The sequence below is a fragment of the Halobacillus sp. AWH4_228 genome, from assembly GCF_056158365.1.
Genome location: NZ_JBSWTE010000001.1, coordinates 2,929,880 through 2,949,585, shown reverse-complemented (window position 1 = coordinate 2,949,585; position 19,706 = coordinate 2,929,880). Strand labels below are relative to the sequence as shown.

At 49.7% G+C, this 19,706-nt stretch carries 21 protein-coding genes; 12 read left to right on the top strand and 9 right to left on the bottom strand.

All coding sequences use genetic code 11. The annotated features are described in order from the left end of the window. Positions 1-39: 39 nt before the first annotated feature. Positions 40-975: a hypothetical protein gene (locus ACXADP_RS15290; RefSeq protein WP_474971865.1), complete on the top strand. Its 936-nt coding sequence runs from the start codon at positions 40-42 to the stop codon at positions 973-975. A 307-nt stretch (positions 976-1,282) separates the two neighbouring features. On the opposite strand, the gene ACXADP_RS15285 is transcribed toward ACXADP_RS15290, so the two are convergent. After that, positions 1,283-1,747, bottom strand: coding sequence for a DUF3939 domain-containing protein (locus ACXADP_RS15285; protein WP_474967821.1), 465 nt, complete (start codon positions 1,745-1,747; stop codon positions 1,283-1,285). A gap of 288 nt (positions 1,748-2,035) precedes the next feature. Between ACXADP_RS15285 and ACXADP_RS15280 the strand changes: the two genes are divergently transcribed. Next, positions 2,036-2,563, top strand: coding sequence for a competence protein ComK (locus ACXADP_RS15280; RefSeq protein ID WP_474967822.1), 528 nt, complete (start codon positions 2,036-2,038; stop codon positions 2,561-2,563). Here ACXADP_RS15280 and ACXADP_RS15275 read toward each other — a convergent pair. Further along, on the bottom strand, positions 2,484-2,900 hold the full coding sequence (locus ACXADP_RS15275; protein ID WP_027956510.1) for a YhjD family protein: 417 nt from the start codon (positions 2,898-2,900) through the stop codon (positions 2,484-2,486). The genes ACXADP_RS15280 and ACXADP_RS15275 overlap by 80 nt on opposite strands. Positions 2,901-3,110: 210 nt before the next feature. On the opposite strand from ACXADP_RS15275, the gene ACXADP_RS15270 reads away from it, so the two are divergent. From ACXADP_RS15270 to ACXADP_RS15250, 5 genes are all read left to right on the top strand, one after another. Further along, entirely contained in the window at positions 3,111-3,758 is a 648-nt protein-coding gene (locus ACXADP_RS15270; protein ID WP_474967823.1) for a TVP38/TMEM64 family protein, read from the top strand. 54 nt (positions 3,759-3,812) lie between these two features. Next, the gene (lepB, locus tag ACXADP_RS15265; protein ID WP_474967824.1) at positions 3,813-4,352 is read left to right on the top strand and encodes a signal peptidase I; all 540 of its coding nucleotides are present in this window, start codon (positions 3,813-3,815) and stop codon (positions 4,350-4,352) included. Positions 4,353-4,768: 416 nt separating this feature from the next. Continuing rightward, positions 4,769-8,266 carry a helicase-exonuclease AddAB subunit AddB gene (gene addB, locus ACXADP_RS15260; RefSeq protein WP_474971864.1) on the top strand — a complete coding sequence of 1,166 codons (3,498 nt, stop codon included), beginning with the start codon at positions 4,769-4,771 and terminating at the stop codon, positions 8,264-8,266. Next, positions 8,266-11,985, top strand: coding sequence for a helicase-exonuclease AddAB subunit AddA (gene addA, locus ACXADP_RS15255; protein ID WP_474971863.1), 3,720 nt, complete (start codon positions 8,266-8,268; stop codon positions 11,983-11,985). Before addB ends, addA begins: the two co-directional genes overlap by 1 nt. Then, positions 11,969-12,253: an HNH endonuclease gene (locus ACXADP_RS15250; protein WP_474967827.1), complete on the top strand. Its 285-nt coding sequence runs from the start codon at positions 11,969-11,971 to the stop codon at positions 12,251-12,253. Before addA ends, ACXADP_RS15250 begins: the two co-directional genes overlap by 17 nt. A gap of 68 nt (positions 12,254-12,321) precedes the next feature. On the opposite strand, the gene ACXADP_RS15245 is transcribed toward ACXADP_RS15250, so the two are convergent. The 6 genes from ACXADP_RS15245 to ACXADP_RS15220 form a co-directional block, all read right to left on the bottom strand. Further along, positions 12,322-12,540, bottom strand: coding sequence for a spore germination protein (locus ACXADP_RS15245; RefSeq protein ID WP_027956504.1), 219 nt, complete (start codon positions 12,538-12,540; stop codon positions 12,322-12,324). Positions 12,541-12,603: 63 nt separating this feature from the next. After that, complete coding sequence (locus ACXADP_RS15240) at positions 12,604-12,972, bottom strand: spore germination protein GerPE (RefSeq protein WP_474971862.1); 369 nt, start codon at positions 12,970-12,972, stop codon at positions 12,604-12,606. After that, complete coding sequence (locus ACXADP_RS15235; protein WP_474967829.1) at positions 12,965-13,192, bottom strand: spore gernimation protein GerPD; 228 nt, start codon at positions 13,190-13,192, stop codon at positions 12,965-12,967. The genes ACXADP_RS15240 and ACXADP_RS15235 overlap by 8 nt, the downstream gene beginning before the upstream one ends. Further along, positions 13,189-13,749, bottom strand: a complete 561-nt coding sequence (gene gerPC / locus ACXADP_RS15230) for a spore germination protein GerPC (protein ID WP_474971861.1) — start codon at positions 13,747-13,749, stop codon at positions 13,189-13,191. Before gerPC ends, ACXADP_RS15235 begins: the two co-directional genes overlap by 4 nt. Before the next feature lie 44 nt (positions 13,750-13,793). Then, positions 13,794-14,021, bottom strand: coding sequence for a spore germination protein GerPB (locus ACXADP_RS15225; protein WP_474967831.1), 228 nt, complete (start codon positions 14,019-14,021; stop codon positions 13,794-13,796). A gap of 10 nt (positions 14,022-14,031) precedes the next feature. Further along, the gene (locus tag ACXADP_RS15220; protein WP_474967832.1) at positions 14,032-14,253 is read right to left on the bottom strand and encodes a spore germination protein; all 222 of its coding nucleotides are present in this window, start codon (positions 14,251-14,253) and stop codon (positions 14,032-14,034) included. An 85-nt stretch (positions 14,254-14,338) separates the two neighbouring features. On the opposite strand from ACXADP_RS15220, the gene ACXADP_RS15215 reads away from it, so the two are divergent. Genes ACXADP_RS15215 through ACXADP_RS15205 form a run of 3 tightly spaced genes read left to right on the top strand, consistent with a single transcriptional unit; the run spans position 14,339 to position 17,244 of the window. Beyond that, positions 14,339-15,529 carry a DUF418 domain-containing protein gene (locus ACXADP_RS15215; RefSeq protein WP_474971860.1) on the top strand — a complete coding sequence of 397 codons (1,191 nt, stop codon included), beginning with the start codon at positions 14,339-14,341 and terminating at the stop codon, positions 15,527-15,529. 15 nt (positions 15,530-15,544) lie between these two features. Next, positions 15,545-16,744, top strand: a complete 1,200-nt coding sequence (locus tag ACXADP_RS15210) for a DUF2157 domain-containing protein (protein ID WP_474971859.1) — start codon at positions 15,545-15,547, stop codon at positions 16,742-16,744. Beyond that, positions 16,741-17,244 carry a GDYXXLXY domain-containing protein gene (locus tag ACXADP_RS15205; RefSeq protein WP_474971858.1) on the top strand — a complete coding sequence of 168 codons (504 nt, stop codon included), beginning with the start codon at positions 16,741-16,743 and terminating at the stop codon, positions 17,242-17,244. The genes ACXADP_RS15210 and ACXADP_RS15205 overlap by 4 nt, the downstream gene beginning before the upstream one ends. Before the next feature lie 171 nt (positions 17,245-17,415). Here ACXADP_RS15205 and ACXADP_RS15200 read toward each other — a convergent pair whose 3' ends face one another. Beyond that, complete coding sequence (locus tag ACXADP_RS15200; protein ID WP_474971857.1) at positions 17,416-18,612, bottom strand: ornithine--oxo-acid transaminase; 1,197 nt, start codon at positions 18,610-18,612, stop codon at positions 17,416-17,418. Between the two features lie 160 nt (positions 18,613-18,772). Between ACXADP_RS15200 and ACXADP_RS15195 the strand changes: the two genes are divergently transcribed. Continuing rightward, positions 18,773-19,132, top strand: a complete 360-nt coding sequence (locus ACXADP_RS15195) for a YisL family protein (protein ID WP_027956494.1) — start codon at positions 18,773-18,775, stop codon at positions 19,130-19,132. A 351-nt stretch (positions 19,133-19,483) separates the two neighbouring features. Next, positions 19,484-19,690, top strand: a complete 207-nt coding sequence (locus tag ACXADP_RS15190; protein ID WP_474971856.1) for a hypothetical protein — start codon at positions 19,484-19,486, stop codon at positions 19,688-19,690. Positions 19,691-19,706: the final 16 nt, after the last annotated feature.

Below are 19,706 nucleotides of genomic sequence, written 5' to 3'. Positions count from 1 at the left end.
TGTGGGTGGAGGCGTAAAAAAGGAAAGGGGGAATGAAACGTGGAGAAACAATTATCTCGATTGATGGAAGCCAAACAGGACGTACATAGGCTGGAACGTTTGGAACGTGAACATAACCAGCTGGAAAAAGAGCTTCAGGAGGCACGCGGAAAAGAAGCCCATTTCGCTCGTAGACTGGAGGAGGAAAAAGAGGATGTGGAAAAGCTGGAGCGTGTTCGTTTGAGTCATCTATTCGTTGTCCTTACCGGCCAAAAGCAGGACCGGATGGAAAAAGAAAAGCAGGAAGTGGTTGAGGCTGGTGTGAAATGGCGGGAGGCTGAAAAGTCCCGTAAGGACATCGAAGGGGAAATACGTCATATTGAAGAACGAATGCAGGGCCTGAGCGGGGTGCGGACGCGCTATCGTACGCTGTACGAGGAACGAAAAGAGGCGCTCGTCTCCGGCGGCGGTGATAAAGGAAAGCGGCTTCTGGAAATTAGTGAGAAGCGCTCGCAGCTTCTTGCAGAGCGGACAGAAATTGAAGAAGCCCTGCAGGCAGGAAAGGAAGCGCACAAGGCTTTGGAGACGGCTTCGGAGTTTTTGACGAAAGCGGAAAACTGGGGAATGGCCGATATGCTTGGCGGGGGTCTTCTCACCACAGCGGTGAAGCATTCCAGAATGGATGAGGCAGAAGAAGCTGTTCATATGGCCCAACAGCATTTGCGGAAGTTTGCAAATGAAATGGCGGACATCGGCGAATTCGCCGATGTGGACCTCCGAATCTCTGAAGGATGGACGATAGCTGATTACTTTCTGGATGGTTTGATTGTGGATTTATTTGTACAGAATAAGATCCAGCAGTCCCATGAAGAGGTACGCAGGATTCGAAAGCAGACACACGACTCTCTTGTTGATCTCGAGTCTCTGCAGCGGGATTATGAGAAGAAAGAGGCGGTGTGGAAGGAAGAGCAGGACGAGCTGATCAAGTCCTCGTGAGGGAAGGTCAAATGTCATTTCTTAGTAAATACGCAAGGAGTTGCGGGAAACCGCAACTTTTTTTCGGTGATTATGAGCGGAAGATATATTACAATAAAAACAGATAAGCGGTGATGCTTATTGATCTCAAACCATTTGCGATTGGTTGTCGTAAATGGGTCAGTAACTTGTTACTGATGAGTGTAATGAAAAGAATCTTCCCTCTCAGAAGAACTTTTCAAACAATTTATTCCCTCACTCAAAAGTTAACCAGTCGTCTCTTTTGGCCAATGCTTCCTATGAAGCATTGGCATTTTTTTGTCTTTTATTATTCCGGCTTTTTATAGGTGATCATAAACTCCTCGTCTGTGAGATAAAAGTCGCGATTCGGGCGGCGCTGTAACAAATCATGTTTTTCCAGCTTATAATAATTTATCCGTTTAAAAGGGTCATGATCAATGACAGGAAGTTCCTGAGTCTGTTTCATGTATTGATCCACGGCATATTGAACGAGGTCCAGATCCTGAGCTAAGTCAAGGGCGTCTTCTTCGAACAGTTCATAAGTTTCTCTGGACATATAGTAGTTCTTCTCAGGAAGTCCCTCGAGATATGGCGCCAGCAGGTCATAGTCCAGTGTCAGGTCCTGATTGATGAGGACGCTTAAGGGAACATCTCCTGGTTTGTGATCAGCGAAGGCGTGAACGGCCTTGCGGACATCATGGATCGATAAGTCACGGACTTCCAATGTTTGTTTTCTGCCGGCTTGTGAAGGTTTCTTTTTACGTTTCCACATGAATAGTCTCCTTTCTTTGGAATGGAGGGAATGAGGTGCCTGTGATGAAAGGTCAGCCTGAACTTGAGGTGTTTACACTGCTCAATCCGGATTTCGGACAGAAGGGGGAAGAAAAGAAAGACGCTTACCCCGAAGGCAGCGGCTGTTAACTGTAGTATAGCAGATATGGATATTTTTTTGAGAATGTTTAGACTTTTTTCTTAGTTTTTGGTAAATTGAAGAAGAAAAGCGGTAAGATCGACCTGCAGGGAGAGTTACCGCTGTCTAAATGAGAAAGGGTGTTTGTGGATGACGCATGTGCAGAAGAAAGAATATGAAATCAACCCGAAGACGATGGCGCTGGTTGCTGTCCAGCAGGATAATGGACAAGTCTTTACTGAAGTTGTGGAGCGGGAAGAGCGCTTTTATGTGCACGCGGCTCCCAGTACGATCGTGGATGATTCCTGCCGCTATTTCGCCAGCAGTCTGGACGGGCGCATGGCCGGGACGAAACAACTGACAAGCTACACACATAAACCTCCGATTGTCATCTCCGAAGCGATGGGTATTTATTTCTTCCCTATTATTTCCCCGAAACGAAAAGAATGCTCCTGGGTCGCCCACAAATATATCCGGACCTTTAACGGTGAGCGAGATAAAACGACGACGGTCCATTTCGGACAGGGCACATCCGTCAATTTTCCTGTTTCTGACGGGATGTTTGCCAACCAGGTACAGCGCACGGCTCATCTGCGCGTTATTCTCGAAGACCGTTTTCGTGATGGGCCGGCTGCCTCTGAGCGACGGGCGGACCGGATTGCTGAGACCTTTTCATAAGCTCAAATAGAATGTTTTCCACCTTTTTGCGGATGGCCGGGTTGAAGTAGTTCCGCTTTTCCTCATAGCCGTGGGCAAGGAATAGAAAAGACGTGAAGGAATCATTGCGTCCGGACTCCACAACCTGGATCTTCATGGCATCCATCTGTTTTCTCAGCTCTTTTCTTTCCTGGCGCGCTTCCAGCTCCATTTTACCGAGCAGCTCCATGTACGGCTCCTTTATTTTGAATTTCCCCTGTTCCACGTGTTTCCGATCCTGCCTGATGACTGTAACCGCCATAGATAAAAACAAGTAGCGGGAAGCGAGATCCAATTCTTTCTGTTTTAAGTACCTCATGTCATTCCCCTCCGAATACGAACAAACGTTCTTGTTCTGTATTATACCACGCAGACATCCTTTTTATGCAACCTGTTTTTTGAAGAGGTTAAAAGTGGCAGCGGGAGAAAGAAACGGAAATCTTGATTAAACAGACTGGGCAGAGGGGATACCTATCCTATAAAATAAAAAGAAAACCCCTCTTCATAGGTGTACATAAGGAGCTTCATCATGGATGCTGTATTTGAAAAAATCAATCAATGGCGGCATTTAGCTGAGAACGATCAGCTGTTTGATTATATCATCCGCCAGCTGGAGGAGCTGGATCGCCTCGGTCCGCTTCCCGGCATTCTTCTTCCCCTGCTGGAAGCTTTTCTTCCTGTTCTCCCCTTAGTGGCCTTTGTGCTGGCCAATTCGGTGGTGTACGGGCTGTTCCGCGGATTTTTATATTCCTGGATCGGCTCGGTGATCGGTGCGGTCAGTGTTTTTCTTATCATCCGCAGGCTCGGGGATAAAAAGCCGTTCCGCGCCATTACAGAACAGAAGCAGGTGAAACGGGTCGTCGTATGGGTGGAGGAACACGGTTTCGGGCCTTTGTTTCTGCTGATGTGCTTTCCTTTTTCGCCTTCCGCCGTCATCAATGTCGTTTCCGGTTTGTCCAAAGTCAGCCGGCAGCAGTTTATTCTTGCTGTTCTATTAGGAAAATCGGTGATGATCTTCACCATCTCCTATGTCGGCTCAAGCATTGCCTCATTCGCCCAGAATCCGGTGAAATCGATTGTCGTCGGTATTTGTATTCTTCTATTCTGGATTCTCGGAAAATATCTGGAGGGGCGGATTCAAAGGAAGGCGGAGCGGAAAGTGCGCCGCGACGATTAAGTTCGTTCCATTGCGGGTAAAATGTGGATAGACCAACACATGGAGGAGCAGACCATGAAAAAATACCTGAAATGGATACGGACTGTCCTGCTTGCCCTTCTGCTGGCGTTTGTTTTCCGTTCCTACTTATTTGCGAGTTATGTCGTCGATGGGGAGTCTATGGAGCCCACCCTGTATGACGGCAATCTTTTGATGGTGAACAAAGCGGTGTATGACTGGAGCGAAATAGACAGGCAGCAGGTCATTGTGTTCCATGCTAATGAAGATGAAGACTATGTCAAACGGGTCATCGGCATTCCTGGTGATGAAATAGAGTTTAAGAATGACCAGCTTTACGTGAACGGTGTCCTTATGGATGAAAGCTACCTTGATGATCTTCGTCCCAGTGACGGCCTTCCTTTTACGGAGGATTTTACACTGGAGGAAGTGACAGGGTCCACAACGGTACCGGAGGGGCAGTTGTTCGTCATGGGGGATAACCGCAGAGACAGTCTGGACAGCCGCTACTTTGGTTTTGTTTCGGAAGAGACGGTTGTCGGGAAAGTGGATGTCCGCTACTGGCCGTTCAGTCAGGCTGGAATACAGTTTAAATAGCCGGGAAACGGCTGCAGCGAACTTGGGCAGGAAGATCATCTGTCTGCCCTGTTCCTGTATACGTCCCTGCAGAACCTTCCACATGCCTTTGCGCAATGGGGGGCTCAACAAAGGGGATCATCTGTATAACAGATGATCCCCTTTTTATTTTTCAACAGGGGGAAAACACAGGTGGAGGAGAATCCGTTTCGATCCTGAAAGGAATCAGCCCTTCCGCTTCTGTGGGAAAAGCCCGGCAGGATGATCTTCCCAGAGGAGACTTGGACGTTCGAAGAGGGTCTGTGCTCCTGAAAGCACTGAAGCAACAAAGACTTTCTATACAAGCTCTTCCTTTTTGCAGAGTCGCGGGATTCTTCATTTGGTGAGGAAAAGTGATAAAATAGAAGCAGTATGGAAGAAAGAAGGGAGCGGAAAAGATGGGTCTGCGTTTTTTAATCGGCCGATCGGGAGCGGGAAAAAGTACGCGCTGCCTCGATGAAATCGAGCAGCGTCTGCAGGAAGCCCCGCGCGGTCCGGCCATTGTCTATATTGTGCCTGATCAAATGACGTTCCAGCAGGAATACGGGCTGCTGAAACGCGAAGGCATGCAGGGGTCGATCAGAGCCCAAGTCTTCAGCTTTTCACGCCTCGCCTGGCGTGTGCTTCAGGAGACGGGCGGGGGAACGAGGAAATTTATCAGTTCAACAGGCGTTCAGATGATGCTGAGGAAAATTGTAGAAGAGCGCACATCCGACTGGCGCGTCTTCCAGAAGGCTGTGGAGAAGCAGGGTTTCATTGCTCAGCTGGAAGGAATCATCACCGAATTCAAACGGTACCGGATTACACCTGATGATCTTCGTTCCCAGATGGATGCGTTGGAGCAGTTCGTTCATTCCACCAGTCAGGAAGAAGGACTGAAGGAAAAGCTGGACGATCTTTTCTATATTTACGATAAACTTGTAGATGCTCTAAGAGAGCAGTACATAGACGGAGAGGACCAGCTTCAGCTTCTATCTGAAAAAATCGGGGAAGCCGGTTATTTAGAAGATGCGGACGTCTATATTGACGGTTTTCACAGCTTCACCCCACAGGAATACGGGGTCATCGAAGCGTTATTGAAAAAGGTGAAGAACGTCCACGTCACTCTTACGACCGAGAACCCGGAAGAGACAGGGAATTCAGAGCTGGATTTGTTTTATGAGACGAAACAGACCTACCTTGACCTGAAAAGGACGGCCGAGGAGGCGGGCACGACAGTTGATGACGTGGAAGTGCTTGATCATACTGCGGGCCGGATGAAAGATAACCCTGCCTTCCTTCACTTGGAGGAGTATTATGATGTGCGCCCGGCTGAGACTTATCCTGGTCAGGCCCCTGTGACGATTGCGGAAGCCGTCCATCCGCGGGCGGAAGTTGAAGGTGTCGCACAGAAAATTCTTGAGCTTGTCCGCGACCAGGGCTATCGGTTTAAGGATATGGCGGTGTTAATGCGGGAGCCGGATGTGTATCACAGTTTGATTGAGACCTTGTTTGATGATTATGGTATTCCTGTGTTTATTGATGAAAAACGGACGATGCTCAACCACCCGATGATTGAACTGATTCGTTCGGGACTGGACGTCGTGGAAGGAAACTTCCGTTATGATGCGGTGTTCCGTCTGTTAAAGACCGGATTTATTCCAGCCTCCCATCCGCGCTGGCCGCTGACGGAGGATGCCATTGATGAACTGGAGAACTATGTGCTTGAATACGGCATACGCTCCCGAAGTCAGTGGTTTTCGGAAGAACCTTGGGTATATCAGCGGTTCCGCGGGTTTGAGCAGGCGTCCAAGACAGATGAGGAGAAGGAAAAACAGGACCGGATCAACGCCTACCGGGAGCAGGTACGCGAGGCGCTGCAGTCCTTCGATGAACAGCTGCGTGCGGCAGAGTCTATTGAAGGCAGAGCAGGGGTGCTGTATAAATGGCTTGAAAACCTTCGTGTTCCAGAACAGCTGGAAACGTGGCGGAACGATTATGATGAACGAGGAGAGATTGAGCGAGGGCGTGAACAGGAGCAGGTGTGGGACGCATGTCTGCAGCTGCTGGATGAAATGGTGGAAATGGCCGGAGAGGAAAAAATGTCGCTGCAGGTCTTCCGGAAAACACTGGACAGCGGGCTGGAGGCTCTCACGTTTGCCCACGTTCCTCCGAGCATGGACCATGTCATTATCGGAAGTGTTGACCGTTCCAGGATGACGGGCATCAAAGCCGGATTCCTGCTCGGTGTGACGGATGGGATGTGGCCGATGAAGCCGCCAGGTGACGGAATGATCTCCGAACAGGAGCGCTCGCTTCTCGCTGAGCACGGATTGAAACTTGCCGACGGAAGCAGCCGGCAGCTGCTGGACGACCGTTTTTACGTGTACCTTGCTTTGACGATGGCTTCTGAGCAGTTATGGGTGAGTTATCCGTTGAGCAACGAAGAAGGAAAATCAAAAGTGCCGGCGCCGCTCATTCAGCGGATCGAAGAACTGTTCCCGCGCTGCGCGGAGCATGAATTGTGGCAGGAGCCGGATGATCTCCACGATGCACGCCGGTTTATTACCAATCCGGCAAAAACACGATCAGCGTTGACGGCCCAGTTTTCCAGATATTTAAAAGGGTATATGATGCAGCCGGTCTGGTGGGAGCTGCTCAACTGGTACATCGATCATGAGCCGGCCCACGGGCTGACGAACCGCGTGCTGCAAAGCCTCTTTTATCGAAATCAGCCGGTCGATTTGAAAGAGGAAACGACAAACCAGCTGTTTGATAAAAGTCTGAAAACGAGTGTCTCCAGACTTGAGACGTATCACCGCTGTTCCTACCAGTACTTTGCCCAGCACAGCCTCAACCTGGAAGAGCGGCGTACGTATAAACTGGACGCCCCGGATATCGGGCAGTTGTTCCACGAAGCGCTGAAGCAGATTACCGAATGGATCAAGGAGGAAGGGCGCGATTTTTCCCAGCTGCAGCGTCCGGAGACGGACCAGTATGCGGAACGGGCGACAAGCTACCTTGCTCCAATCCTACAGAACCAAATATTGAAAAGCTCCAACCGCTATCAATATATTCAGAAGAAGCTTCAGCAGGTCATTGCGAGAGCTGCTTTCGTCCTGAGTGAACAGGCCCGGAAGAGCAGCTTCTCTCCCGTTGGCCTTGAGCTTGGTTTCGGGACGGAAGGTGCCGAGCTGCCCCCGTTATCTCTTGATCTGCCGAACGGCTATGAACTGATGCTGCGCGGACGGATTGACAGGGTCGACAAAGCTTTGTCTCAGGAAGATTTGTTTCTTAGAATCATTGACTATAAATCAAGCAGCAAAGGCTTGAACCTCGTCGACGTTTTTTACGGCCTTTCTCTGCAGATGCTCGCGTATCTGGATGTCGTCCTGACGAATGCGGAGCAGTGGCTCGGCATGAATGCTTCACCGGCGGGGGTCCTGTACTTCCATGTACACAACCCGATGATTACCGGGAAACAGCTGCTGCAGGATCAGCAGATCGAAGAAGAAATCTTTAAGAAATTCAAAATGCAGGGGCTCCTGCTGGAAAATGAACGCGTTGTCCAGATGATGGACACGGGTCTTGACAAGGGATACAGCCAGATTGTCCCGGCGGCTCTGAAAGCGAACGGCGGCTTTTACAAGAGTTCAAAAACGGCCGATGCCGAACGTTTTGAACAGCTGAAAGCCTATATCCGCGATTTGATGGGCCAGGCAGGGACGAAAATTACGAATGGAACAATTGACCTGGATCCCTATCAGAAGAAACAGCAGGTCGCGTGTGAGCACTGCTCGTTCCGTTCCGTCTGTCAGTTTGATCCGACCCTTGAGGGGAACGAGTACCGCAAACTGCAGGACTTGAACGATGACGATGTGTTGGCACGACTGGCTGGAAGAAAGGAGAATTCATAATGGTCAGCTGGACAAAAGAACAGGAGCGGGCCATTTACTCGCACGGCTCCGATATCCTCGTAGCAGCGGCGGCTGGTTCTGGAAAAACGGCCGTCCTCGTTGAACGGATCATTCAAAAGCTGCTGCATAAGGAAAATCCCGTGGACATCGACTCCCTGCTTGTTGTGACCTTCACAAACGCAGCCGCTCAGGAGATGCGGAACAGGGTCGGACAGGCCCTTGCAAAAGCCCTTGAGGACAATCCGGGCTCCCATCACTTAAAAAAGCAGCTGGCTCTGCTGCAGAATGCGTCGATCTCAACGCTGCACGCCTTCTGTATGGACGTGGTGCGGCGGTATGCCTATATGCTGGACCTTGATCCCGGCTTCCGTATTGCGGACACAGTAGAGGCTGATCTTATCCAGCAGGAAGTCCTGGAGGATCTGTTTGAGGACTGGTACGGCAGAGATGGAGAAGAGCAGGAACGGTTCTTTGACGTTGTGGAACGGTTTTCCAGTGACCGCAGCGACCTGGATGTGGAGAAACTCGTGCTTGATCTTTATACGTTTGCCACACAGAATCCGTGGCCGGACCAATGGCTCGATCAAATGGCAGCCATGTATGATGTGCGGGAAGATGAGGAAGAAGAAAAGCTGGTGTGGCTCGACCTGCTGAAACAGGAAGTATCCAGCCAGCTGAAGGCGATGGAAACCGAGGCCCGGCAGATGCTCGATCTCACCAGGGAGCCGGACGGCCCGTATGCATACGGAGAAACCGCAGAAGGCGATCTTGAACTCATCCAGCAGGCGAAGGGGGCGCTGGCCCATTCGTGGTCTGAGCTTCAGGCGTTCATGGAAGGACAGAAATTCAAGGCTCTTTCCAGAAAGAAAATGGACGCAGATGAAGAGAAAAAGGATGAGGCGAAGAAAATCCGCGACCGGTATAAGAAGCGGTGGAATGAGCTGAGGGACGAGTGGTTTTCCCGCACCCTGGAAAGCTATCTGAAGGATATGAAGGATCTGTATCCGGTCATGGAACAGCTGGTCATCATCGTTAAGGACTTTAAGCAGCGCTATGAGCAGTTGAAAAAAGAAAAGGCGATCGTCGACTTTTCCGATCTGGAACACTACTGCCTCAATATCCTCCTTGATGATTCCGCCTCCTCTGAGGAACTGGCAGCTTCGCCGGTGGCGGAGGGCTTTCAGCGCCAGTTTTCTGAAGTGCTGATTGATGAATATCAGGATACCAACCTTGTGCAGGAGACGCTGCTCCGCCTGTTGACCGAAGGGAAAGACGCCGGTCATCTCTTCATGGTGGGCGATGTGAAGCAGAGCATTTACCGCTTCCGCCACGCCGAACCTTCGTTGTTTTTGAATAAATACAAGGCTTACGCTGCGGATGGAAGTGTGGGGGAGCGTATCGATCTCGCCCGGAACTTCAGAAGCCGGAAGCAGGTGCTGGATGCGGCGAACTACATTTTCCGTCAGGTGCTCGACGAGGAAGTCGGGGAGATGGAATATGAGAAAGAAGCTGAACTCATTTACAGCAACACGATTTATGATGAACTGACTTCGGATGATACCGAGGCTGAGCTTTTTGTTATTGACCGGGAGTCCCAGGAGGGGGACTCGGAAGATGACGAAGCCTACAAAGATTTGGAAAAGGCGCAGCTGGAAGCACGGGCCTACGGAAAAATGGTCCGGCGCTGGCTCGGGTATGAAGGCGGGGAGCCTGCTCAGGTCGTCGACAAGGAGACTGGAACGAAGCGGTCGATCCAATACAGGGACATCGTCATTTTGATGCGTTCCATGACCTGGGCTCCGACAATCGTTGATGAACTGAAACAGCAGGGGATTCCGGTTTATGCGGAACTTTCAACCGGATATTTTGAAGCGATCGAAATCAAGGTGATGCTGAGTATGCTGAAGGTCATTGATAACCCGATGCAGGATATCCCGCTAGCTTCGGTATTAAAATCGCCGATTGTCGGACTGGATGAGGATGAGCTTGCGCAGATCCGTCTGGCGAAGAAACGCTCGACCTACTATGAAGCGATGCAGGCTTATGTGGGAAACAATGAGCTGGATCGCAAAGTGGATGATTTTCTCAAATTGTTGAAGAGTTTCCGCGAACGGGCGCGCCAGGGAGCACTGTCAGAGTTGATCTGGGAGATTTACAGAGAAACAGGCTATTACGATTTTGTCGGTGGTATGCCGGGTGGACGTCAGCGTCAGGCCAACCTCCGTGCCCTGTATGACCGGGCCCGTTCCTATGAAGCAACGTCCTTCCGGGGATTGTTCCGTTTTCTACGGTTTATTGAGCGGATCGAAGAGCGGGGCGATGACCTCGGGGCGGCCCGTGCGCTCGGTGAGCAGGAGGACGTTGTCCGGATCATGACTATTCACAAAAGTAAAGGGCTGGAATTTCCGTTTGTCATTCTCGGAGCTGTCGACAAGCAGTTCAATATGATGGATTTGAAAAACCGGTACCTGCTTCATAAAGATTACGGGTTCGGTACAAGATATATTAACCCGCAGAAGCGGCTCATGTATCCGACACTTGCCTATCACGCGTTGAAGGAAGCGAAGCGCAGGGAACTTCTGGCTGAGGAAATGCGGGTCTTGTACGTGGCCTTGACGAGAGCAAAGGAAAAGCTTGTTATGGTCGGAAATGTTGCTTCTTTTGATAAAAAGCAGAAAAAGTGGCAGCTGGCGGCCGATGTCAAGGACTGGGTCCTTCCACCACATGACCGGCTCGAGGCAAAGTCGTACCTTGACTGGATCGGTCCTGCATTGATCCGTCACCACCAGGCAGATGAGCTCCGTGGAGGAATAGAAGTGCAGACCGCTGAATCCATCCAGTATGACCACTCGCAGTGGAAGGTTCATATCGCCCACGGAAGTGAGTTCAATGTGCTTGACGAAGTGATGGAAAAGCGGGATGAAGAACTGCAGACGGCGGTTGAGGAGTGGACGAAGGTGGACGTGGAAGCCGATGTGGATCCTTCTTATGTGGAGCGGCTGAACTTTGTCTATCCTCACGAGCAGGCCGCTTATACGAGAGCGAAGCAGACAGTAACGGAAATGAAACGCCAGCGGGAAACGCTTGATGAATACGCCGGCGACCAGCTGGTCATTCCTTACCGCGCCCCGATTGTCAGGCGCCCGCGTTTTATGCAGGAAGAGAAAAAGCTGACAGCAGCGGAGCGGGGAACAGCCATGCACACCGTCATGCAGCATCTTCCTTTGACAAAAGTATGGACAGCAGCCGAAGTAGAAGAGTATGTGGAACACCTGGTACTCAAGGAAATTATGCGCCGGGAGGAAGCCGATGCGGTGGACCCCGAAGCGGTCGCGCAATTTTTCCATACGTCTGTCGGGGCCATGGTGCTGAAAGCAGAGACGATTGAACGGGAGATCCCCTTCAGTTTGACGCTGCCGGCCCACGAAGTGTATGCCAAGTGGGAAACAGAAACAGAGGAGCAGGTATTCATCCAAGGGGTGATTGATGTGGTGATTCCTTATGAGGATGGATGGATGATTCTTGATTATAAATCTGACCAGATTCCCGAGCAGGGAGAGAAGGCCGCACAGAAATTGGCCGATCGTTACCGGATGCAGCTCGGGTTATATAAAACGGCTCTCGAAAAAATCTGGAAGCAGCCGGTACGGAATACGTGCCTGTACTTCTTTGATGGACCACTCGAGGTGGAGGTGGAGACCGATGGAGGGAACGTGTGAGCTGTGTGGACGCTCGCCCGTGAAAACGACGGAGCATCACCTGGTTCCAAGGCAGTACGGTGGTGTGGAAGGACCGACGATTTGGCTGTGCGGTGCCTGCCATCGTCAGATTCATGCACTGTTTACGAATGCGGAGCTGGCTGGTTTTTATCACACACCTGAACGCCTGAAGGATCACCCTGCCATGCAGAAGTATTTGCGATGGGTGAAAAAGCAGGATCCGGAAAAGAAAATAACGACGAGAAAATCCAATCGAAGGAAACGTTGAAAAACCGGGGACGCCCCCGGTTTTTTTCTGTCTGAAAAAAAGCAGCCCCTGTTTCCACAGGTGCCGCTTCAGGCGTTGGCTGTAATATTCTGGTCGGCAATGTCCGGATCAAAGGGGTTCGTGGAGCTGAGTCCATTGTTGGTAATAATCCAGTTGCCAGTATTCAATGCTCCGGATCCGGCATTTGTTTTGGACGTCGCTTTAGGAGATAAATAAAACGAGTCTCCGAAGTTGACGACCCCACCTCCTACGCTGTTAATGCTGATCGGACCGACAATCGCAGGCATAGCAGTGCCTCCTTTTTGAGTACGGTTCAAGCCATATACCAACAACCTATGCAGTCGTGCAGGTTATGGTTCATCCTTTAGGATTCGGAAGTGTTTCGTATAACTGAGCGCATCGATATGGTCGATCCCGCCGGTTTGAAAAATCCCCGCCGTTGATACACCGACGACTCTTACGTTATGGATGATGATCGGATTGTTTTGAAACGTGAACGTTTCTACATTCAGAGGAAGGGGAGGGGGAGGGCTTTTTAAAGAGAAAATGGAAAAATCATCAAACTGAAATACGTCTTCTTCGAACGCAGGTCCTTCTTTCTGCACAGCCAGCACGCGCGAATTTGGCGAAGCTTTATACACATCACCGATATCAGCGATGGAGCCGATCGCAAGCGATTGAATTTCGATATCGTTCGTATAGACCATCCGTTTAATCATCGGCCGGATGCTCATCCTCTCGTTCTGTTTCTAAGCCGGCATCGGCTTCAGCATCCACTTCTTCGAATGGTCCGATAATCAAAGATTCCGGTGGCGTATCAAAAAAAGACTGCAGACGTATGGTTTTGTTATCACCGATCAAGAAGACTGAAGAGGCTGCGACCCCTGTAACATGGATGTTTCCTACATGCAGCCCGTAATTGTGGACGATATGATTCATCCTTGACCATCTCCTTCGAGGTTATCGAGATACTGGGCAATGGAATGCTGAATCTCCGCCTTCACTTGATGGAAGATCTTCTCCGGCGGTGATTCCGGGTTTTCACTCCGGTAATATTCAAGACGCTGAGGCAGCTGCTTCCTTATGTCGGCAATCATCCGCTCTTTGTGAGCGTCGGAAATCTCCCTTTCATGATCCCGGCAGTACTGGTTCATCCAGCCGGGAATATCCGAAACCATATATTCGTGCAGAAAATGAAGGGACTGCTCATCCGTTTGAGGCAGTTGAGGATGCTGTCCCTGCCCGTTGTATAGATCCCCGATGTCGGAAAGGTCGCTGCCGCCCGGGGTCAGACCAATCTGAAGCGTTCCTTCGAGGGTTTCAATTTTAAGCTGATCAAAGTGGTACTCAATTTTTTCAATGACGGTTTTTGCAGGGGGTTCTGCGGACTGGAGTTGATCGATTTTCTTTTGCAGCTGATCAATCATTTGCTGCTGCTGTTCCATCTGCTTCATCATCTGGTCCACCCATGCCTGCCAGGAATAATACGGGTTCAACTCCACTCACCTCCCTGTACCATCCTATGAAAAAAAGAGGACAGCTATGTTATCGAAAGAGGGACGAGTGTTCCAGGTCCGAATTCAGGGATAGATACCTCCCCGTCTTCCGGCTGCGCTTTCTTTCCAGGTGCCGTGTATCCACCGGAATTGTACAGTTCTGATTTTGACTGAATCACCCCGGAGCTTCCAATTTGAACGACGGAAGAGTTGGCGACACTGCCGATTCTCAATACGTGAATGTAAATCGATTGATGTACGGTTATGTTCATAACATTCCTCCTACGCATTCCCTATAATAGGCTGATCGATATTTTCAGAGTCATTGACGAACGTATCCGACCGGTTGATGTGGATGCGGATGCCGTCGCCAGTGTTGAAGGAACCGCCGCCGGCAAAGGTCTTGGCGGCCGCTTGAGGCGCCATATAGTACACATCACCGATATTGAAGATGCTCGAAGACGAAAGAGAGATGACTTTGACAGCTCCTACTTTGGCAGGCATAGAAAAACTCCTTTCTATATCTTATGAAACCTCGTTGTTTAAATAACGTAAGAAAAGTAAAATAAAGGTCAGAGGAGGAATACATATGAATACAAAAGCGTCTCCCCTCGGGGATTCAGGAAGGCTGAACTGGATTGATGCCGCCAGGGGCCTGGCGATCCTCGGGATTTTCATGGTGAACGTCCCGGCCTTTAACGCCCCGTACTTCCTATACGGCGGGCAGGAGGAATTCTGGTCCTCTTCGGTGGACCAGACGGTTCAGAGTATCGTGGATATTTTCTTTCAAGCCAGTTTCTACACCTTGTTTTCCTTTATGTTCGGGTTTGGGATTCAGATGATGAAGGACCGGCTCGAGGAAAAAGGGATTCCGTATATGCCGGTCATTTACAGACGGCTTTTCGTTTTAACTGGTTTCGGAATGGTGCACGCGTTTTTAATCTGGCACGGAGATATCCTGCTCAGCTACGGGGTGCTCGGGCTTATCCTGCCGGTCTTTTTTCAAGTGTCTCCCGGATTTCTGCTTGGCTGGGCATTCGGTCTGCTCGGGATTCTCACGCTTCCTTTTACGCTTGCCCTTTACGTGACCCGGGGACAGTTTCAGGGATCTGTGAATCGTCCCGCGATTGAGAGCGCGTTGAGCCATTATGGGAATGGTTCTCTGTTTGATATCTGGCAGCAGAACCTTACAGACTGGCAGTATGCCAATGCCATCGGCAATCTTCCATTTTTAGTGCTGAGTCTTGTGCCGATGTTTCTATTAGGCATGTATGTGTGCCGGAAGCGGTGGCTTCATGAGCCGGACGCCCACAGGAGTACGATCCTTAAGGTGTGGGTGGTTACAGGCATTCTGTTTGTCACGTTGAAAGCCGGTCCTCACTTCTATGGGAATCCGTTGTGGTTCGGCCTTATGCAGGACGGTGCCGGGGGCTCTGCTTCCGCTATTTTTTACGTCTTATCTATTACTCTATTGTTCCGCACGGAAATGGGTGCCAGACTGGCCTCCCCGTTGGTATGGGTGGGACGGATGTCGTTGTCCAATTATATTCTGCAGTCCGTTTTCTGCTTTGTGCTGTTCTATTCCGCCGGCTTCGGGTTGTACGGTCAAGTGTCGCCTGCAGCAAGTATGGGGATTGTTATCCTGTTTTACATCGTTCAAGTATTCCTCAGCCGGTTCTGGCTGAAAAACTACCGGTACGGTCCGTTGGAATGGCTGTGGCGGACGCTCACCTACGGACAGAAGCAGCCGAATAAACGCCGGGAAAAGGCGGTTTCTTAACAGGAGGCGGAGAATTTGAAGCGTAATCAACTGCTGAAAGAAAGTGAGTGGTGGGTGGAAGAAGCGATCATTACGGAAGCCCAGCGGGAAAAGCTGTTGGAGCACTACCCTGAAAAACAATATAAACCGGTTCTGCTCACCTTTGCTGCTTTATTCATCGGTCTTGGCTTTCTTACTTTTACGGCATCCAACTGGTCCTACCTGGCTGATTGGGGGCGCCTGGCGGTTCTTCTTTTGTCCATGTCCGCTTTTTACGTGGCAGGGGAAAGGGTGTACAGGAAGAAATCCGCCCGAGTCGGTTCCAGTCTTATCTTGACAGCGCTGCTCATTTTCGGTGCAGCCATTTTCCTGATCGGCCAGATGTATCATTATACGGCTTTCAGTGCGTCTCCGTTTCTGCTGTGGTCCATGGCCGCGGCAGGATTGTACTACATTATGAGAGAAAGCTTGTTTTATTACGCAGCGGCTGTGATCCTAACCGCCGGACAGGTCTACAGCGGTCTTGTTTTTCAGGACTTTTACCTGTGGCTCGGCTTTCTGCTGCTTGTGGGTCTTGGATGGGCGGTCTACGTGACACGCTCTCTTCCGTTTGCCGGAATGTTCGCTGCTTCCTATTACATCCAGGCCCTTGTCCTGGTCTTCAGCGGCGGATATCCGTACTACTGGCTGATCGTCGTATCGATGGCCCTTTATATCGCTGATGACTTTATCATCCAAAAAGGTCAGACGAGAATATGGAAAACATCAGCAGTCGTCTTCATGTTCGCCGTCTTTTTTCTGCAGATTTTCTTCCTTGGCGATGGATACGCTGAAACGTTAACGGAATCTTCCCTTTACTTCTTTCTCATCTGGGCAGTTCTGTTTGTTTTTGCTGTTGTACGTTCGGCTCTTAGTACGACCAATTATTACTGGATTGATCTGCTGTTGTTTATACCTGTTTTCCGTTTTCCATCAGGAGATCTCTTCTCGCTGATCGTCCTGTTTGTCTATGCCGTGTTATGGCTTGTTTCCGGCTACCAGCAGGAAGTGCGGCGCTGGGTGAACAAAGGGACAGCGGCCTTCCTGCTCACGACACTGGCTGCTTATTTCCAGCTGGCCTGGGACTTTATGGACCGTTCTGTCTTCTTTTTCGTCGGAGGTCTCTTATTATTCGGCCTCAGTTATGGGCTGGAAAAGAAACGCCGGTCGTTCCGTAAGGAGGGAGAGGAAGAGTGAAGAAGCAGTGGTGGTTTTATGGACTTGTATCCGTTCAGGTTTTGTTTCTCCTTCTGATGGCTGGTGGTTATTATGCGATGGACGTTGTAGGAGAAAAAGTGGTGCTGAAAACAGCTCCTGTGGATCCGCGCGACCCTTTTTACGGAGATTATGTGGAGCTCGGTTATGAGATCGAAGAAATTTCCGAAGACCAGTGGCAGGGGAAAAAGGCTCCGGACAGGGGAGCGAAGGTCTTTCTTCTTCTTGAAGCGGTTGAAGGCGGCATCTATGAACTGCAGAAGGCAGGTGTGGAACGGCCTGATTCTGAAGAGGGGCAGGTCGTGCTGGCAGCACGTTACCTGTGGGAAGATGAGCGTGCCTCCATCCATCACGTGGATATCGGGCTGAACCGTTATTATATTGAAGAAAATACGGGGCGGATGTGGGAGCAGGAGGAAGAACGGCTCGTAACCATTGTGCTCGCTCCGTGGAATCAGAAAAAAATTGTCTCCCTGGATTAAACGCTGAATAATGCGGAAGGGCTTGAATGGTCGGGATGATCACGTGCCGCGTATCGGTCGATGCCTGCCGCGGGTACGGCCTCATCACTGAACGCTCTCCGTGGAAAGGAAATGGACCGAGCTTCTCTATAACCAAAAAACCTCCCCGTTCCAACGGGGAGGTTTTTTTGATTAAGCAAGAACAGCTTTGATCTGCTCGATCGCCCAGTCTAAATCCTCTTTTTGGATCACAAGTGGAGGAGCGAAGCGGATGACATTTTCATGCGTTTCCTTGCAGAGAAGACCTTTCTCTTTTAACTGTTCACAGTATTTACGGGCAGGTTCGGTCATTTCTACACCAATAAACAGTCCCTTGCCGCGTACTTCCTTGATTTTTGGATTGTTGATGGACTTTAATTCTTCCATCATGTACGTACCGAGTTCAAGGGAACGCTCCGCCAGTTTCTCTTCTTCAAGCACTTCAAGCGAGGCGGTTGATACCGCACAGGCAAGCGGGTTGCCGCCGAACGTCGAGCCGTGGGATCCTGGATTGAAGACACCAAGGATATCCTTATTGGCAACAACACAGGAGATGGGGAATACACCGCCTCCAAGGGCTTTGCCGAGAATGAGCATATCGGGAGTCACACCTTCCCAGTCGCAGGCGAACATTTTACCGCTCCGCCCGAGGCCGGCCTGGATTTCATCCGCAATAAACAAGACATTCTCCTCATTACACACATCGTATGCTTCTTTAAGAAATCCTTCCGGAGGCATCACAATGCCTGCTTCTCCCTGGATCGGCTCAAGTAGAAAGGCAGCTGTATTTTCTGTGATGGCTTCTTTCAACGCGTCAATATCGCCGTAAGGCACAAGCTTAATACCTGGAAGCATCGGACCGAAGCCGCGTTTATATTCAGTTTCAGAAGACAAGGACACAGCTGACATCGTCCGGCCATGGAAGTTGCCGGTGCAGGCGATGATTTCCGCCTGGTTTTCATCCACCTTTTTGACATCATAAGCCCAGCGTCTTGCTGCTTTAATCGCGGTTTCAACAGCTTCAGCTCCTGTATTCATCGGAAGTGCCATATCTTTATGCGTCAATTTACAGATCTTCTCATACCAAGGGCCGAGCTGGTCATTATGGAAAGCGCGTGAAGTTAAGGTCACGCGGCTGGCTTGATCGGTTAAAGCCTGGATGATCTTTGGATGGCGGTGGCCCTGGTTGACGGCAGAGTAAGCGCTTAACATATCCATATAGCGGTTCCCTTCCGGATCTTCCACCCATACGCCTTCCGCTTTGGAAATAACGATCGGCAGGGGATGGTAGTTTTTGGCCCCGTATTCCTGTGTCTGGTCGATAATGTTTTGACTGCTTATAACAGACATGTGATCCCTCCCATTTCTATTCAATCTCCAATTATTATAACAGGTTATGCCGTGTTTTTCGTACTATTGAAAAAATTATCCGTCTTAGTTTTGAATAGGAAAGTGGAAGCCAGTCGTGGTATCATAGCGGTAGATGGATAGAAAAGGAGGAGAAACCATTATGGCGCACTTACATATTACTTCCTGGGTAATCGCTTTTGTGCTTGTCGCCCTTGTGACGACTTTTGCACGGGGAGGAAGAGAAAAAGCAGCGAAGATTTCGCATATGATTCTGCGGGTCTTCTATCTGTTGATCTTGTACTCCGGCGGTTCATTGTTTGCCAGCTACTCCGTGTACGGAGCTATGATTATCATAAAAGTACTCGTAGGGCTCTGGGCAATCGCCGCAATGGAAATGGTCTGCGTGAAATATAAGAAAAAGAAACCGGCTGCGATCTGGTGGGGACAGCTGCTCGTTGCTGCGGTCATTGCTCTTGTACTCGGCTTCGGATTTCTTGGCGCGGGCATTTTACCTGCATAAAAATGACGCTGCATGCGCGAATCGCATGCAGCGTTTTTTATAGGTAGAAGGGGGCTTCAATTCTGTTTCTTATGTCCGCTACTTGGGGGATAACGGATGTTGTTTACATATACAATGATAATGATTATCATTCCCGGTGTCAACAGGTTTATTCCTTTTTCTTTGGCTATGTTAAAAGTCAATGTTGAAATAAAGGCTGCGAACATTTCTTAGTGACAGACAAATGGATTGCTCAAAAACTTTCATCCCAAAATGTATGGGGTACAGACTTCGGGCGATTTATAAAGCCATACCAATCAAGGGTCAGGATTTAAATGGCTTTCGTGTTTTTGAAAAATAAGGAGGGATTAGATGAATAAAAAAACTTTTTTGATTTTAACGATTGTTTTTGCGGCTGTGACCTTCATTCTAAATAATGTCTTCCATACTGCTGTGGGGGGATTTTTGATGACTTTAAGTTTTTCAGCATGTTTAGTGCTGATTATAGGGTCTGTTTACTACATAATTAAGTTTTCCATTAAACAGTTTAGATACAATCAAAAAAACGGGGAGACATGAAATCATTCATAATCTT